The organism is Ensifer adhaerens (assembly GCF_000697965.2).
GTDB classification, from domain to species: Bacteria; Pseudomonadota; Alphaproteobacteria; order Rhizobiales; family Rhizobiaceae; genus Ensifer; species Ensifer adhaerens.
In genome coordinates, this window is sequence record NZ_CP015880.1 from 3,664,052 (window position 1) to 3,680,296 (window position 16,245).

At 61.3% G+C, this 16,245-nt stretch carries 17 protein-coding genes; 11 read left to right on the plus strand and 6 right to left on the minus strand.

The annotated features are described in order from the left end of the window. Positions 1-114: 114 nt before the first annotated feature. The 3 genes from rho to hemE form a co-directional block, all read right to left on the minus strand. Positions 115-1,380 (minus strand): transcription termination factor Rho, encoded by a 1,266-nt coding sequence (gene rho / locus FA04_RS17735; RefSeq protein WP_089044254.1) that lies wholly within the window; start codon positions 1,378-1,380, stop codon positions 115-117. Between the two features lie 194 nt (positions 1,381-1,574). After that, positions 1,575-2,117, minus strand: coding sequence for a protoporphyrinogen oxidase HemJ (gene hemJ / locus FA04_RS17740; RefSeq protein ID WP_090426326.1), 543 nt, complete (start codon positions 2,115-2,117; stop codon positions 1,575-1,577). Then, on the minus strand, positions 2,114-3,145 hold the full coding sequence (gene hemE, locus FA04_RS17745) for a uroporphyrinogen decarboxylase (RefSeq protein WP_034800139.1): 1,032 nt from the start codon (positions 3,143-3,145) through the stop codon (positions 2,114-2,116). Before hemE ends, hemJ begins: the two co-directional genes overlap by 4 nt. A gap of 407 nt (positions 3,146-3,552) precedes the next feature. Here hemE and FA04_RS17750 point away from each other — a divergent pair, with 407 nt between their 5' ends. Genes FA04_RS17750 through dnaQ form a run of 5 tightly spaced genes read left to right on the plus strand, consistent with a single transcriptional unit; the run spans position 3,553 to position 7,154 of the window. Further along, positions 3,553-4,374, plus strand: a complete 822-nt coding sequence (locus tag FA04_RS17750) for a pyruvate, water dikinase regulatory protein (protein ID WP_034800138.1) — start codon at positions 3,553-3,555, stop codon at positions 4,372-4,374. Positions 4,375-4,405: 31 nt separating this feature from the next. After that, positions 4,406-5,005 (plus strand): Maf-like protein, encoded by a 600-nt coding sequence (locus tag FA04_RS17755; RefSeq protein WP_034800176.1) that lies wholly within the window; start codon positions 4,406-4,408, stop codon positions 5,003-5,005. Beyond that, on the plus strand, positions 4,998-5,855 hold the full coding sequence (locus FA04_RS17760) for a shikimate dehydrogenase (RefSeq protein ID WP_034800137.1): 858 nt from the start codon (positions 4,998-5,000) through the stop codon (positions 5,853-5,855). The genes FA04_RS17755 and FA04_RS17760 overlap by 8 nt, the downstream gene beginning before the upstream one ends. Further along, positions 5,855-6,457 carry a dephospho-CoA kinase gene (gene coaE, locus FA04_RS17765; protein ID WP_034800136.1) on the plus strand — a complete coding sequence of 201 codons (603 nt, stop codon included), beginning with the start codon at positions 5,855-5,857 and terminating at the stop codon, positions 6,455-6,457. The genes FA04_RS17760 and coaE overlap by 1 nt, the downstream gene beginning before the upstream one ends. Next, the gene (gene dnaQ, locus FA04_RS17770; protein ID WP_034800135.1) at positions 6,450-7,154 is read left to right on the plus strand and encodes a DNA polymerase III subunit epsilon; all 705 of its coding nucleotides are present in this window, start codon (positions 6,450-6,452) and stop codon (positions 7,152-7,154) included. The genes coaE and dnaQ overlap by 8 nt, the downstream gene beginning before the upstream one ends. 62 nt (positions 7,155-7,216) lie before the next feature. On the opposite strand, the gene secB is transcribed toward dnaQ, so the two are convergent. Both secB and FA04_RS17780 read right to left on the minus strand, forming a co-directional pair. Then, positions 7,217-7,714 (minus strand): protein-export chaperone SecB, encoded by a 498-nt coding sequence (secB, locus tag FA04_RS17775; protein WP_034800134.1) that lies wholly within the window; start codon positions 7,712-7,714, stop codon positions 7,217-7,219. Between the two features lie 181 nt (positions 7,715-7,895). Further along, a complete protein-coding gene (locus tag FA04_RS17780; protein ID WP_034800132.1) occupies positions 7,896-8,393 on the minus strand; it encodes an FxsA family protein in 498 nt (165 codons plus the stop codon). A gap of 130 nt (positions 8,394-8,523) precedes the next feature. Between FA04_RS17780 and FA04_RS17785 the strand changes: the two genes are divergently transcribed. The 5 genes from FA04_RS17785 to gyrB all read left to right on the plus strand — a co-directional run bounded on the left by FA04_RS17785 (position 8,524) and on the right by gyrB (position 13,854). Beyond that, positions 8,524-9,228, plus strand: a complete 705-nt coding sequence (locus tag FA04_RS17785; RefSeq protein WP_034800130.1) for a Tim44/TimA family putative adaptor protein — start codon at positions 8,524-8,526, stop codon at positions 9,226-9,228. Positions 9,229-9,243: 15 nt separating this feature from the next. Next, positions 9,244-10,347 carry a murein transglycosylase A gene (mltA, locus tag FA04_RS17790; RefSeq protein WP_034800125.1) on the plus strand — a complete coding sequence of 368 codons (1,104 nt, stop codon included), beginning with the start codon at positions 9,244-9,246 and terminating at the stop codon, positions 10,345-10,347. Further along, positions 10,340-10,909, plus strand: a complete 570-nt coding sequence (locus tag FA04_RS17795; RefSeq protein ID WP_034800123.1) for a Smr/MutS family protein — start codon at positions 10,340-10,342, stop codon at positions 10,907-10,909. The genes mltA and FA04_RS17795 overlap by 8 nt, the downstream gene beginning before the upstream one ends. Then, positions 10,906-11,283 (plus strand): helix-turn-helix domain-containing protein, encoded by a 378-nt coding sequence (locus FA04_RS17800; protein ID WP_034800122.1) that lies wholly within the window; start codon positions 10,906-10,908, stop codon positions 11,281-11,283. Before FA04_RS17795 ends, FA04_RS17800 begins: the two co-directional genes overlap by 4 nt. Before the next feature lie 135 nt (positions 11,284-11,418). After that, the gene (gene gyrB / locus FA04_RS17805; RefSeq protein WP_034800121.1) at positions 11,419-13,854 is read left to right on the plus strand and encodes a DNA topoisomerase (ATP-hydrolyzing) subunit B; all 2,436 of its coding nucleotides are present in this window, start codon (positions 11,419-11,421) and stop codon (positions 13,852-13,854) included. Positions 13,855-13,918: 64 nt separating this feature from the next. On the opposite strand, the gene FA04_RS17810 is transcribed toward gyrB, so the two are convergent. After that, the gene (locus FA04_RS17810; RefSeq protein WP_034800120.1) at positions 13,919-14,515 is read right to left on the minus strand and encodes a nitroreductase family protein; all 597 of its coding nucleotides are present in this window, start codon (positions 14,513-14,515) and stop codon (positions 13,919-13,921) included. A gap of 246 nt (positions 14,516-14,761) precedes the next feature. Between FA04_RS17810 and gabD the strand changes: the two genes are divergently transcribed. Continuing rightward, the gene (gabD, locus tag FA04_RS17815) at positions 14,762-16,216 is read left to right on the plus strand and encodes an NADP-dependent succinate-semialdehyde dehydrogenase (protein ID WP_064817012.1); all 1,455 of its coding nucleotides are present in this window, start codon (positions 14,762-14,764) and stop codon (positions 16,214-16,216) included. Positions 16,217-16,245 lie beyond the last annotated feature (29 nt).

The following is a 16,245-nucleotide window of genomic DNA, read 5'->3' on the forward strand; positions in this document are numbered from 1 at the left end:
CGGAGATTGTTGCGAAACCGAATCGAATGACCGGAGAATCCGGCTAAGGTTTCGAAACGAGAAAACCGGCCGACGCGTGGTCGACCGGTCCCAAAGTCGGATGATGAACGCGTCTTAGGTGTTCATCGAGTCGAAGAAATCGCCGTTGTTCTTCGTCTGCTTGAGCTTGTCGATGAGGAACTCGATCGCGTCGGTCGTGCCCATCGGCGCCAGAATACGGCGCAGCACGAAGATCTTTTGCAGATCCTGGCGCGGAACGAGCAGGTCTTCCTTACGCGTACCGGACTTGAGAATGTCCATCGCCGGGAAGATGCGCTTGTCGGCGACCTTGCGGTCGAGCACGATTTCCGAGTTGCCGGTGCCCTTGAACTCTTCGAAGATGACTTCGTCCATGCGGCTGCCGGTGTCGATCAGCGCCGTCGCGATGATCGTCAACGAGCCGCCTTCTTCGATGTTACGGGCGGCACCGAAGAAGCGCTTCGGGCGCTGCAGAGCATTAGCGTCGACACCACCGGTCAAGACCTTGCCCGATGACGGAACAACGGTGTTGTAGGCGCGGCCGAGGCGGGTGATCGAGTCAAGCAGGATAACGACGTCACGGCCGTGTTCCACGAGGCGCTTGGCCTTCTCGATCACCATTTCGGCGACCTGTACGTGGCGGGTCGCCGGCTCGTCGAAGGTCGAGGACACGACTTCGCCCTTCACCGAGCGCTGCATGTCCGTCACTTCTTCGGGACGTTCGTCGATCAGGAGAACGATCAGGTAGCATTCCGGATGGTTCGCGGTGATCGAATGGGCGATGTTCTGCAGGAGAACAGTCTTACCGGTGCGCGGCGGAGCGACGATGAGGCCGCGCTGGCCTTTGCCGAGCGGCGCAACCAGGTCGATGACCCGGGCCGACAGATCCTTCGAGGTCGGAACGTCGAGTTCCATCTTGAAGCGCTCGTTCGGGTAAAGCGGCGTCAGGTTGTCGAAGTGAACCTTGTGACGGATCTTTTCCGGATCGTCGAAGTTGATGGTGTTGACCTTGAGGAGGGCGAAGTAGCGCTCGCCTTCCTTCGGTCCGCGGATCGGACCCTCGACCGTGTCGCCCGTCTTCAGCGAGAAGCGGCGGATCTGGGAGGGCGAGATGTAGATATCGTCCGGACCGGGGAGGTAGTTTGCATTCGCCGAGCGCAGAAAGCCGAAGCCGTCCTGGAGCACTTCAACGACGCCTTCACCGATGATCTCGATATCCTGGGCCGCGAGCATCTTGAGGATTGCGAACATCAGCTCCTGCTTGCGCATCGTGCTGGCGTTCTCCACCTCGAGCTCCTCGGCGAAAGCGAGCAGATCGGTCGGCGTCTTGTTCTTGAGTTCTTGTAGCTTCATTTCAGCCATGAAGGATCCATGTTTGGTATGGGTAGTGGGGAGATGGCGAGTATTCGTTAGGGAGCTGCAGCAGGAAGGGGCAGGCTCTTGTCTTTGTCACAAGCCATGAAGAGGAGATGGCAGAAAATAGCGATTCACGTGAAACCCTGCAAGGGGCTGTCGCAAATTAGAAACGCCTATGACAGGCCGCAAATCGATTAAATTCAGAATGGCTTCACGACGACCATGATGACGATGAGGATCATCAAGACGGTAGGCGCCTCGTTCATCAACCGCCAATAGCGCGCATCGTGCCTGTTCTCGTCGCGCTGAAAGGCGCGCACAGCACGGCTGAAACGCATGTGGACACCGGTCAGCAGCACCACGAACAGAAGCTTGGCATGCAGCCACCCACCCTGGAAGCCATAAATGCTCCAGGCCAGATAAAGCCCGAGCACCCAGGAAATCATCATGGCCGGGTTCATGATGACTTTCAGGAGCCGCAACTCCATCATCTTGAAGGTTTCCGACTGGGCGGAGCCGGGCTCCGCATCCGTGTGGTAGATGAACAGCCTGGGCATGTAGAGCAACGCCGCCATCCAGGACATCACGGCGATAACATGCAGCGCCTTGATCCAGAGATAGAGATCATCCGGGCGCCAGACGAACAGACCGACGAGAAGCGCCACGAACGCACCAAGCGCGATCGCTGCCCTGAGCCGCGCCCTGTTGCCCGGCGCCCGGTCGGTCTGCTTCTCCGCCATCACCGCGCTCCACGAACCCGGGCAACCAGCGCCGAGACATGATCGGGATCGGCCTGCGGCGTTATGCCATGGCCGAGATTGAAGATCAGCGGACCGTGACCGAGTGCGTCGAGAATGCGGTCAATGCCTTCCTCAAGCGCCACGCCGCCGGCAACGACCCGCATCGGATCGAGATTGCCCTGTATCGGCCCTTCCTTCTGCAGATCCTTCGCAAAGGAAAGCGGAACGGTCCAGTCGAGACCGATCGCGTCAGCACCGGTCGCCTGCCGATATCCGTTCAACAGCTGCCCCGCGCCCTTCGCAAAGGCGATGATCCTTGCCTGCGGCCGCTGCGCCCGAACGGAGGCGATGATCCGCTGCACCGGCTTGACGGCGTAGCGGGCGAATTCCTCCTCACCGAGAACACCTGCCCAGGAATCGAAGATCTGCACGGCATCGGCGCCGGCATCGATCTGTCGCACGAGATATTCAGCCGATACATCCGCCAGAAAGCCGAGCAGATGATCGAAGGCTTCGGGATTGCGATACGCGAAGAGACGGGCAGGGGCCTGGTCCGGCGTCCCCTGGCCGGCGATCATATAGGTCGCAACCGTCCAGGGAGCGCCACAGAAGCCGAGCAGGGTCGTTTCCGAGGGAAGCTCTGCGCGCAACCGCGAAACCGTCTCAAAGACCGGCTGGAGGTGTTCAGAGATGCCCTCAGGCTTCAGGAGACGGATACCATCAGCATCGATCGGGTCCATTCGTGGCCCATGGCCTTCCTCGAAGCGCACGTTGCGTTTCAGCGCATCGGGAATGACCAGGATGTCGGAGAAGAGAATGGCGGCATCGAAAGCGTAGCGACGGATCGGCTGCAATGTGACCTCGACTGCGAGATCGGGCGTGTAGCAAAGATCGAGGAAGCTTCCGGCTACGGCGCGCGTTGCCCTGTACTCGGGCAGGTAGCGTCCCGCCTGGCGCATGAGCCAGATCGGAGGAGGTGACACCGTCTTCCCTACCAAAACCTCCAGAACCTTTCTGCGTGTTTCGGTCACGGATCGTCTCTCCCAATTAAAAATCAAAGATATTTAGAAGGTTTCTATTTCTTAGAGTCGGTGGGTATCAAGGATTAAAACAACGCACTGACTTGTCCACGACCGGCGATCACGACGCTCAGCGAAGGGACAATGAGTTCGATCTCTGGAAAAACAGCGTGGTCAATCTCAGAAAGGCATTTTGAATCAGTTCTTTAAGTCGCGTTCGATTTTTGACGCGCCTGTGGAAAAGCAGTTGATATCCGTGACACTTTGTCCGCGCCGTGAGTCTTGTCCACATCCGCCACGAAACAATGTCCGCCGCAGCCCCAATTGTGAATAACTCGGCTGTTTTCCACTTGCCTGGATCCAGGCCCCGTCGTTAGCTGTGTTTCATCCCGGCTTATCAACAGCACCAGGAGAATTGCGTGGAGAACAAGAAAAACTACTTCCACCTTCACCTGATTTCGGACTCAACGGGCGAGACTCTGATTGCCGCCGGGCGCGCCGCCGCGGCCCAATTTCAAAGCTCGCATGCGCTCGAGCACGTCTATCCGCTGATCCGGAACCGCAAACAGCTGCTGCAGGTTCTCGACGCGATCGACGGCGCACCGGGCATCGTTCTCTATACAATCGTCGACCGCGAACTCGCCGATATCATCGATCGCCGTTGCCGCGAGATGGGCGTCCCTTGCGTCTCCGTGCTGGATCCCATCATCGACCTCTTTCAGTCCTATCTGGGATCCCCGTCGCGGCGGAGATCCGGTGCTCAGCATGTGATGGATGCGGAATATTTCGCGCGCATCGACGCGCTCAATTTCACCATGGACCATGACGACGGTCAGCTGCCGGCGGATTTCGACGACGCGGATGTCGTCCTCATCGGCATCAGCCGGACGTCGAAGACGCCGACCAGCATCTATCTCGCCAACCGTGGCATCAAGACAGCGAACATCCCGATTGTCCCCGGCGTACCGTTGCCTGAAAGATTGATGGAAGCGACGAAGCCGCTCGTCGTCGGGTTGATCGCGACGGCCGACCGTATCTCGCAAGTGCGCCAGCACCGGGTGCTCGGAACGACGCAAGGCTTTCACGGCGATGAGTACACCGACAAGGCCTCGATCACCGAGGAACTGAAATATGCCCGGTCGCTCTGTGCGCGCAACAATTGGCCCGTCATCGATGTCACCCGCCGTTCGATAGAGGAAACGGCAGCGGCAATCGTTGCCCTGCGTCCACGTCTGCGTTAGAGCGGATTCGAACAATTCGGGAACTTGAATGATGACATCTTCGCTCGTCCTGGCTTCGGCCAGCCCGTTTCGCCGGGCGCTCCTGGAGAATGCCGGCCTGGTCTTTGAAGCGAAGGCAGCCGAGATCGATGAGCGCGCGCTGGAAAAGCCGCTTGAGGATAAGGGCGCTGCGCCCGAAACCGTTGCTCTGGAACTGGCGGAAGCAAAGGCGCGCGATGTCGCCAGGTATTTCGCAGACGCGCTGGTGATCGGTTCCGATCAGACAATGTCATTGGGGCCGCGGGTCTACCACAAGCCGAAGACCATGGCGGAAGCCGCCGCACATCTGCTTTCGCTCTCCGGCCAGACGCACCGCCTGAACAGTGCCGTCGTCCTTTTGTGTGGCCAAGACGTCATCTGGCGCCATGTGTCTTCCGCCCACATGACCGTGCGCCCGCTGACGGCAGATTTCGTCGAGCGTCATCTAGAGCGTGTCGGCGAAAAGGCGCTTTCGAGCGTCGGCGCCTACCAGCTGGAAGGCGAGGGCATCCAGCTCTTCGAAAAGATCGAGGGTGACTACTTCACCATCCTCGGTCTCCCGATGTTGCCGCTGCTTGCCAAACTCCGTGAACTGGGAACGATCGATGCGTGATTCACGTGAAACATTTGTTAACCACGCCTTCGTCACCGGCTATCCGATCAAGCATTCCCGGTCGCCGCTGATCCATGGCTATTGGCTGAAACAGCTCGGTCTGCCCGGCAGCTATCGAGCGCACGAGGTCAAGCCGGAAGAATTCGCCGCCTTCATTGCCAGCCTCAAGGACGGGACATCCGGTTTCTGCGGTGGCAATGTGACCATCCCCCACAAGGAAGTGGCCTGTCGGCTGGTGGATCAGCCGGATGAGCTCAGCCAGGAACTCGGCGCCGCCAACACGCTGTGGGTTCAGGACGGAAAGGTGCATGCCACCAATACCGACGGCCGCGGCTTCGTTGCCAATCTCGACGAGCGGGCGGCCGGCTGGGACCGGACGTCGACGGCAGTCATTCTCGGCGCCGGCGGCGCAAGCCGGGCGATCATCCAGGCTGTTCGTGATCGCGGCATCAAGACGATCCATGTCGTCAATCGCACCGTCGAACGGGCGCAGGAACTTGCCGACCGGTTCGGTCCGGCGGTGGAAGCCCATCCGATGGGCGCACTCAAGGACGTGATGACCGGCGCAGGCCTGTTCATCAATACCACCTCGCTCGGCATGGACGGCAGCGAAGCACCGGCGATCGACTTCGGCGTTATGGCTTCGAGCGCAGTCGTCACGGATATTGTCTATGTTCCGTTGAAGACGCCGATCCTGGCGCAGGCAGAGGTGCAGGGCTTTGCGATCGTCGACGGTTTGGGCATGCTTCTGCACCAGGCGGTGCCCGGCTTCGAACTCTGGTTCGGCTGTCGGCCGACGGTGGACGCCGACCTTCGACAATTGATTATCGACGACATGGACAGGCACTGATGATTATCCTTGGGCTCACCGGATCGATTGCCATGGGCAAGTCGACGACCGCCCAGATGTTTCGCGACTTCGGCGTGCCGGTGAACGATGCCGACGAGGTCGTGCATCAACTTTATAGCGCCGAGGCGGTGGCGCCGGTGGAAGCGGCGTTTCCCGGAAGCACGAAAGATGGAAAAGTCGATCGCGCCGAACTCTCGCGCCAGCTCATGCAGGCGCCGGAACGGCTGCGCGAGCTTGAGGCGATCGTCCATCCGCTGGTGCGCCGCAAGGAGCAGGAGTTCCTCGCGGAAAACCAGGCCGCCAGCGCGCCCTTCGTCGTCCTCGACATTCCTCTCCTTTTTGAAACGGGTGCGGACAAGCGGGTCGATCGCGTCGTCGTCGTGACCTGTTCGGCCGAGCTGCAGCGCCAAAGGGCGCTGAAGCGCCCAGGAATGACCGAGGAAAAACTTGCGATGATCCTTGCGCGTCAGGTGCCGGACAGCGAAAAGCGTAAACGCGCCGACTACATCATCGATACCAGCGACAGTTTCGACGTCACCCGGGCCCAGGTGAAGGCCGTCGTCGACCAACTCGCAGCCAGAAACGGAGACGCGGATGCGTGAGATCATCTTCGATACGGAAACGACAGGCCTCGACAATCGCGAGGACCGGGTGATCGAAATCGGCGGTGTCGAGCTCGAGAACCAATTTCCGACCGGCCGCACGCTGCACATCTTCATCAATCCCGGCAACCGCAAGGTTCACCCGGATGCGCTCGCCATCCACGGGATCACCGACGAGTCCCTGAAGGACAAGCCGCCATTTGCCGATGTGGTCGACCAGATCCTCGAGTTTTTCGGCGACGCCCGTTGGGTCGCTCACAACGCCACCTTCGACATGGGCTTTATCAACGCCGAGTTTGCGCGTCTGGGCATGCCGCCGATCGCCATCGAGCGCGTGACCGACACGCTGGCGCTTGCCCGCCGCAAACACCCGATGGGGCCGAACTCGCTGGACGCGCTTTGCCGTCGCTACGGTATCGACAACTCGCACCGCGCCAAGCACGGCGCGCTTCTCGACTCCGAACTGCTGGCGGAAGTCTACATCGAGATGATCGGCGGCCGTCAGGCAGCACTCGGCCTTGTGTCCAGCAGATCGACCGATCAGGCAATCGAACTCGACGACGCGCCGATCCTTATCGGCCAGCGGCCGCGTCCCTTGCCGAACCGGCTCTCGGAGGCGGACCTGGCCGCCCACGCGGCGTTGATCGCGAAGATCGGCGCCAAGGCGATCTGGGCAAAATACGACCCCCAGGACTAAGGCAGATACGAAAAAGCCCGGCACATTGGCCGGGCCTTTCGTTTCAGCAATCTGAAATTCGATCAGTTTGCGGTTTCGTTCGAAACCTGGGCGCGGACCTTTTCTTCGGCCATGCGCTGAGCGAACATCTGCGCGAAATCGATCGGATCGATCATCAGCGGCGGGAAGCCGCCGTTGCGGGTTGCGTCGGCAACGATCTGACGGGCGAACGGGAACAGCAGGCGCGGGCACTCGATGAAGAGCAGCGGCAGCATGTGCTCCTGCGGGAAGCCGGCAACGCGGAAGACGCCGCCATAGGCGAGCTCGACGTTGAACAGGACGCGGTCGCCGTCCTTGGCTTCTGCGTTCAGCGAGAGCACGACGTCGAAATCGTTCTCTGCGAGCGGGTTGGCATTGACGTTGACGTTGATATTGATCGACGGCGCCTTGTCACGGGCCTGCAGCGAACGCGGCGCGCCCGGGTTTTCGAAGGAAAGGTCCTTGATATACTGGGCGAGGATGTTCAGCGTCGGGCTCTGCAGCGCGCTGCCGTTGCCGTTGGATGCGGTATCAGTCGTCATAAGGGTTCCTCGACAAAAATAGGTGAGGCCATCTAGCATTTCGGCCTAGGGCTTACAACCCTGCGGGCCCGGCGCTTTCCAGCGGGCGCTGGGTTTCTGCTCCAAGCGGAAAGCGGAAAGCATGCTCCGGAATATGGGCGATAGAGTGCCGTTCGCGCATTCTGTCACCGTGGCCTCTTGGCTAGGGCTGGCGGCGATCGCCGACCTGCGGCGGATCCTCGTCGTCCGTTCGCGAGAATTCGCCCTCATCGAGATCGATGACGCGCGGCGAGGGGCGCGGTTCGTGCGGCCGTGTCCAGCCGGCACCGGATGCCGCGGTCACGATCGTCATTCGCTTGCGCAGGAAACCGGCAACCGCATTTCGAACGAAAGGCAGAAACAGCAGGAGGCCGATCACGTCGCTGACGAAGCCCGGCACCACCAGCAGGATCGCCGCGACGAACAGCAATGCGCCGCCAAGCACCTCCCGGCCCGGGTCGCTACCGTTGCGCGTGGCGTCCTGCATTCGCCGAATGACGGTAAATCCCTGGACTCTCAGCAGGATAACGCCGACAAATGCACTGGCAAGAACCAGCAGCAACGTCATCAGGAGGCCGATCTCTCGGCCAACGACAACGAAACCGGCGATCTCGGCCAGCGGAAGCCCGAGGATGGCAAGGGGGATAAGAAATGAACGCATCGATGCTGCCCGAAAATGAAACCTGGTGTCACATCCCCGTCTAAGGGTGCGACATCGCCATTTGAATGATCTATCCTTGCGGACTATATGGAATAGCCACGAGAAATTCTAACAGCGGTTCCGGGTGGAAATGGGCTCTTTTGACTTCATCACGTTTTTTTTCCTGATCGCCGCGGTGGTCATTTTCCTGCAACTGCGCAGCGTCTTGGGCCGCCGGACCGGGAGCGAGCGGCCGCCGTTTGATCCGTATTCGCCACGCGACATGAGCCAGGGGCCGGAAAACGGCGACAAGGGCAAGGTCGTGCAGCTGCCGCGCCGCGAAAATGCGGACGAAGAAGCAAACCGCTACGAAATGATCGACGCTTTCGCCAAGACCGGAACGACGCTCAACACCCAGCTGCGGGCGCTGAGCGACGCGGATCAGGGTTTCGATCCCAAGGAATTCGTCAACGGCGCCAAGATGGCCTACGAGATGATCGTCATGGCTTTCGCGGACGGCGACCGAAAGACGCTGAAGAATCTGCTGTCCCGCGAGGTCTATGAAGGCTTCGACGCCGCGATCACCGATCGCGAGCGAAAGGGCGAAGTCGTCAAGTCCACCTTCGTCGGCATCGACAAGGCAGATATCATTCACGCCGAAGTGAAGGACAGCGAAGAGAACATCACCGTTCGCATCGTCAGCCAGCTGATTTCGGCGACCTATGACAAGCAGGGCGGTTTGATCGACGGCGACGCCGAGTCGGTTGCGGAGGTCAACGATCTCTGGACCTTCGCGCGCGACATTCGTTCGCGGGATCCGAACTGGAAGCTGATCGCCACCGAATCCGAAAACTGAGCGGACGCGGTACCGATGTCCTATCGATTTGAGCCAGCCCGTTTCGCCGAGCTTCCGGGCTGGCAGCATGATGATCCGACCGCGGTGATCGAGGCGATGCGTCGCTGTCACCAGCATGTCTCGACGGCCAAACCCTATCGCACGGGTTCTCTCGGGATTTCAGTCGACGATCTTTTGCCGGCCTTCTCCGCCTCGCGGCAGCAGGTTGGTAGCGGAGAGAACGCACGGGCGTTTTTCGAAGCGCATTTCGTCCCCTTCCGGATCGTGCCCGAAACGGGTTCCGGTTTTGTCACGGCCTTTTACGAGCCCGAGATCGATGTCCGCGCCGAAGCGGACGAGACCTATCGTTATCCGCTCTACCGCCGACCGGACGATCTGGTCGATGTTCACGATGGCAACCGGCCGGAGGGGATGGATCCCTACTTCGCCTTCGGTCTCTCCGAGGGTGGCCGGATCAGCGAGTATCCGGACAGGCAAGCGATCGAGCAGGGCCATCTGGCCGGCCGCGGCCTGGAGATCGCCTATGCGAAGTCCAAGGTCGAGGTCTTCTTCGTTCATGTGCAGGGTGCCGCACGGCTCCGGTTTCCGGATGGTTCGCGCCGCCGCGTCACTTATTCGGCCAAGACCGGGCACTATTTCTCAGCCGTTGGCAAATTGCTGATCGAGCGCGGCAAGATCGATGCCGCCACGGTTTCGATGATGAGTATTCGCGACTGGCTGGAAGCGCATCCCGAAGAGGTCGATGAGGTTCTCTGGCACAACCGGTCATTCATCTTCTTCCGCGAGGCAGACGTCGAGGACGAGCGGCTGGGGCCGATTGCCGCCGCCAAGGTCTCGCTCGAACCGAACCGCTCATTGGCAGTTGATCGGCTGATCCACACCTTTGGCGTTCCTTTCTTTATCGCGAGCGAGAGCCTGACGCGGCTCGATGACGGAAAACCTTTCCAGCGTCTGATGCTGGCGCTCGATACCGGCTCGGCGATCGTTGGCCCGGCTCGCGGCGATATCTTTACCGGATCCGGTTTCGAGGCCGGTGAGCGGGCCGGAGCGGTTCGCAACGCAGCCGACTTTTACGTCTTCGTTCCCAAGGCGGCCGCGGCCCGTTACGGCCATGGCTAAGGACAAGAAACTTTCGGCCGAGGATCGCATTCTCTGGGGCAAGGTTGCTCGTTCGGCGAGACCGATGGCCGGCCGGCTCGCCGACCTGATGGAGATTCTGGCCGAGGACGAACAGGCAAAACCTCCGGAAGAGGCGAAGGGCAAGCAGCGGCCGCAACAGCCGGCAACAGCTCTCGAGCAGCCGGGCATAGCGCTGACGAAGAAGCTCGGCGAAAAAGTGCATCATCCACTGGAGCGGCCGGTCAAGCGCAAGCTGGCAAAGGGGCACCTGGTGCTTGAGGGCCGGATCGACCTGCACGGCATGATCCAGAGCGAAGCGCACGGACTTCTTCTGCAGTTTCTGCTGCGGGCGCACGAGCGGGGGCTGCGACATGTGCTTGTCATTACCGGCAAGGGCACCTCGTTCGGCAGCGACGGCGCCTTGAAGCGGGCGGTGCCACTCTGGTTCTCGCTTCCCGAATTCCGGCCGCTGATTTCGTCCTATGAGCCGGCCGCCCGTAATCATGGCGGCGACGGCGCGCTCTACGTCCGCCTGGCGCGGGTGAGAGGCAGCGCGCTATGACGCCCTTCGGCCAGGCTCTGCGCGACCTCAGGCGCCGCAAGGGCGTGTCGCAGAAGGAGATGGCAAAGGCGATCGGCGTCTCGGCCGCTTATCTCTCGGCGCTCGAGCATGGAAAGCGCGGTGCGCCGAGCTTCGACTTCCTCCAGCGCGTCACCGGTTACTTCAACGTGATCTGGGACGAGGCGGAGGATCTGTTCCGCATTGCCAACGTCTCCTCGCCAAAAACGGTGCTCGACACGTCGGGTCTGACGCCGGAGCACACGGCCTTTGCCAACCGATTGAGCGAACAAATTCGCGCTTTGTCTCCGGAGACGATCCGCAAGCTGCAAGATGTTTTGGAAAAAGCCACATTTCCTGATAATGACAGGGGATGAATGCTTGTTTCCGGCCGCCGCGCGGCGGTCCGGGATTTGGAACCCTGGACAAATTTTCTATAGTCCAAGAGGCGTCCGAGACGTGATTCGCAACGAATCACCATGTCCGAAGAACCTGGAAAGACCCGTAGCTGAATGACCGACAATCCTGAGACCGAAACCGGCGCCAGCGCCGAATATGGTGCCGATTCCATCAAGGTGCTGAAGGGCCTGGATGCCGTACGCAAGCGGCCGGGCATGTATATCGGCGACACCGACGACGGCTCCGGTCTGCACCACATGGTGTACGAGGTGGTGGACAACGCGATCGACGAAGCGCTTGCCGGCCATGCCGACATCGTGACGGTGTCGCTCAATCCGGACGGCTCGGTGACGGTAACCGACAACGGTCGCGGCATCCCGACTGACATCCATAAGGAAGAGGGCGTCTCGGCGGCCGAGGTCATCATGACCCAGCTGCACGCCGGCGGTAAGTTCGACCAGAACTCCTACAAGGTTTCGGGCGGCCTGCACGGCGTCGGCGTGTCGGTGGTCAATGCGCTTTCGGTTTCGCTCAAGCTGAAGATCCGGCGCGCAGGCAAGATTCACGAGATGAGCTTCACCCACGGTGTCGCTGACGGCTCTCTCGCCGTTACCGGCGACGCCGGCGATGAGACCGGGACCGAGGTGACGTTCCTGCCGAGCAGCGAGACCTTCACCAAGACCGAGTTCGACTACAACACGCTCGAGCACCGCTTGCGCGAACTCGCGTTCCTGAATTCAGGCGTTCATATCATCCTCACCGACAAGCGCCATTCGGACATCCGCCAGGACGAGATGATGTACGAGGGCGGTCTTGAGGCCTACGTCGCCTATCTCGACCGCGCGAAGAAGCCGCTGGTACACAAGCCGGTATCGATCCGCGGCGAGAAGGACGGCATCACCGTCGAAGTGGCGATGTGGTGGAACGACAGCTATCACGAAAACGTGCTCTGCTTCACCAACAACATCCCGCAGCGCGACGGCGGCACGCATATGGCGGGCTTCCGTGGCGCGTTGACCCGGCAGGTCACGTCCTATGCCGATACGTCCGGCATTACAAAGAGAGAAAAGGTCACGCTCCAGGGCGAGGACTGCCGCGAAGGCCTGACGGCCGTGCTTTCGGTCAAGGTTCCCGATCCGAAGTTCTCGTCGCAGACCAAGGACAAGCTGGTGTCGTCGGAAGTGCGACCGGTGGTCGAAAGCCTCGTCAACGAGGCGCTCAGCACCTGGTTCGAAGAACATCCGACCGAAGCCAAGATCCTCGTCGGCAAGGTGGTCGAAGCCGCTGCCGCCCGCGAAGCTGCCCGCAAGGCGCGCGAACTGACGCGCCGCAAGGGCGCGCTCGACATCTCGTCGCTGCCGGGCAAGCTGGCGGACTGCTCCGAGCGTGACCCGGCAAAGTCCGAAGTCTTCCTGGTGGAAGGGGACTCGGCGGGTGGTTCGGCCAAGCAGGGCCGGTCGCGCGAAAACCAGGCGATCCTGCCGCTGCGCGGCAAGATCCTCAACGTCGAGCGCGCGCGCTTCGACAAGATGCTGTCGAGCCAGGAAATCGGTACGCTGATCACCGCGCTCGGCACGTCGATCGGCAAGGACGAGTTCAACGCCGACAAGCTGCGTTACCACAAGATCATCATCATGACGGACGCCGACGTCGACGGCGCCCACATCCGCACCCTGCTGCTCACCTTCTTCTTCCGACAGATGCCGGAACTGATCGAGCGCGGCCACATCTACATCGCCCAGCCGCCGCTCTATAAGGTGACGCGCGGCAAGTCGGCGCAGTATCTGAAGAACGAGCAGGCGCTCGAAGACTACCTGATTTCGATGGGTCTCGAGGAAGCGACGCTGCAGCTTGAATCGGGCGAAGTCCGCGCCGGGCAGGACCTGCGCGAGGTGATCACCGATGCCTTGCGCTTGCGTAACCTCATGAACGGGCTTCACTCGCGCTATAATCGGGCGATCGTCGAGCAGGCGGCCATCGCCGGCGCGCTGAACGTCGAGCTCAACGGCCAGCGCGACGAGTACGAAAAGACCGCCGCCGAGATCGCACGTCGTCTCGACGTGATCGCCGAGGAAACCGAGCGCGGCTGGACCGGCACAGTTACCAGCGAAGGCGGGTTGCGGTTCGAACGCATGGTTCGCGGCGTCAAGGAATTCGCCGTACTCGACATGGCGCTGATCGGTTCGTCCGATGCCCGCTATATCGACCAACTGGCGTCAAAGTTGAAAGAGATCTACTCGGCACCGCCGGTATTGCGTCGCCGTGACGGCGCGCAGGAGGTCAGCGGCCCGCGTGCGCTTCTCGACGCGATCTTTGCCGCTGGCCGCAAGGGCCTGTCGATGCAGCGCTACAAGGGTCTGGGTGAGATGAACGCCGAGCAGCTCTGGGAAACGACGCTCGATCCGAACGTCCGCTCGCTGCTGCAGGTCCGGGTTACCGACGCCACCGACGCCGACGGCCTGTTCTCGCGTCTGATGGGAGACGAGGTTGAGCCGCGTCGCGAGTTCATTCAGGAGAATGCGCTGAGCGTCGCAAACCTCGACATCTGATCGAGGCCTATGCAGAGACATAAAGAAAATCCCGGCCTCAGAGCCGGGATTTTTCGTTGGCGCTTCATTCGCCCTTGAACTGGCCCTCGAAGGCGAATTCGCCGACTGGGTTGCGTTGGCTCGGGATTTCGCGTGCGCGCAGATCGTCCGGCAACGTCGAGGAATCGGCAAGCCGGCCGATCGCAACGGCGGCTTCGACCCGGTAGTGCTCGGGAACGTTCAGGGCGTGCATCGCCTTGTCGCGATCGATACCGGCCATGCCATGGGTGTGCCAGCCCGCGAGCGAGGCCTGCAAAGCGAGGCTGTACCAGGCCGCCCCAGTGTCGAAGGCGTGGGTATAGGCGTGCCGCATCTCGCCGTTCTGTGCTGCATTATGCGTTCTTGAAATCACGATCAGAAGTGCTGCCGCGTTCTTCGCCCAGCGCTGGTTTCCCTCATCGAGCGTGTCGAGCAGCACCGGGAAGCGATCTGTGCCGCGGCGCGCATAGACGAAGCGCCAGGGTTGCCGGTTGCTGGCAGACGGCGCCCAACGCGCCGCTTCGAAGAAGGAAAGCAGGGTTTTTTCGTCGATTTCCTCATTGGTGAAGGCGCGGGGCGACCAGCGCTCGATGAACATGGCATCGATCGGATGGTCAGCTTTTCTGTTGTCGGTCGCCGTCATGGACAAGCCTCTTCTCGGTGTCGCGTGAACCTGGGAACGCCGCTGGACCGACTGGCGGCCCATGGTTTGATTCGTTTCGAACGCTACATGAGGACGGATGGCGAAGAAACGGGTTGGATGCATGGAAACGTGAGCGCCCGCGCGCCTTGTGCGCCTCAGGAAATTGCATAAACGGCGACTCGAGGTCATTGCCGTTTCCAAGAAAAAAGTTGTATAAGTTCTGTAGGATTTGAGAGAGGACGGATCATGTCGTTTAAAGACCCATCATTGTTTCGCCAGGCAGCCCTCGTTGGCGGCGCGTGGATCGAGGCGGACGCGGCAAACGCGATCGAGGTGAACAACCCGGCGACGGGCGAGATCATCGGCCGGGTGCCGAAGCTCGGCGCCAAGGAAACCAGGGCTGCGATCGAGGCCGCGCGCGTCGCCCAGAAGACCTGGGCAGCGCGCACGGCCAAGGACCGCGCCGGCGTGCTGCGCAAGTGGTTCGAGCTGATGATCGAGAACAAGGACGATCTCGGCCGCATCCTGACGCTGGAGCAGGGCAAGCCGCTGGCCGAAGCGACCGGCGAGATTGTCTACGGTGCAAGCTTCGTCGAGTGGTTTGCCGAAGAGGCGCGCCGCATCTATGGCGACCTGATCCCCGGCCATCAGCCCGACAAGCGCATCCTGGTCATGAAGCAGCCGATCGGCGTCGTCGCGGCGATCACGCCCTGGAACTTCCCCAATGCGATGATCACCCGCAAGGCCGGCCCGGCCTTTGCCGCCGGCTGCGCCATGGTGTTGAAGCCGGCTGCCCAGACGCCGTTCTCGGCGATCGCCATTGCCATTCTGGCCGAGCGTGCCGGCCTGCCGAAGGGCCTCTTCAGCGTCATCACCGGTTCTGCCCGCGAGATCGGCGCCGAGATGACCTCGAACCCGGTCGTGCGCAAGCTCACCTTCACCGGCTCGACGGAGGTGGGCGCCGAGCTCTATCGCCAGAGTGCTGCCACCATCAAGAAGCTCGGGCTGGAACTCGGCGGCAATGCGCCGTTCATCGTCTTCGACGATGCCGATCTCGATGCCGCGGTCGAAGGCGCGCTGATCGCCAAGTTCCGCAACAACGGCCAGACCTGCGTGTGCGCCAACCGCATCTATGTTCAGGACAAGGTCTATGATGCCTTCTCCGACAAGCTCGCCAAGGCGGTCGCCAAGCTGAAGATCGGCAACGGTCTCGACGAAGGCGTGATCCTTGGCCCGCTGATCGACAAGGCGGCGCTGGAAAAGGTCGAGGAGCATATCGCCGATGCGACGTCCAAGGGTGCGCGGGTGATCCAGGGCGGCAAGCGTCACACGCTCGGCGGCACCTTCTATGAGGCGACGGTTCTGGCCGACGTCACCCAGGCGATGGCGGTTGCGCGTGAGGAAACCTTCGGGCCGGTGGCGCCGCTCTTCCGCTTCACCGACGAGGCGGATGTCGTCGAGCAGGCAAACGACACCGAATTCGGCCTTGCGTCCTATTTCTACGCCAAGGACCTGGCGCGGGTGTTCCGGGTCGCCGAAGCGCTGGAATACGGCATGGTCGGCGTCAACACCGGGCTGATCTCGACGGCCGAAGCGCCGTTCGGCGGCGTCAAGCTTTCCGGACTTGGCCGCGAGGGCTCGCGCTACGGCATCGAGGAGTTCACCGAGATCAAATATGTCTGCCTCGGCGGCGTTGCGTAAGATACGGTACCCAATCTGAAAAACCGGCC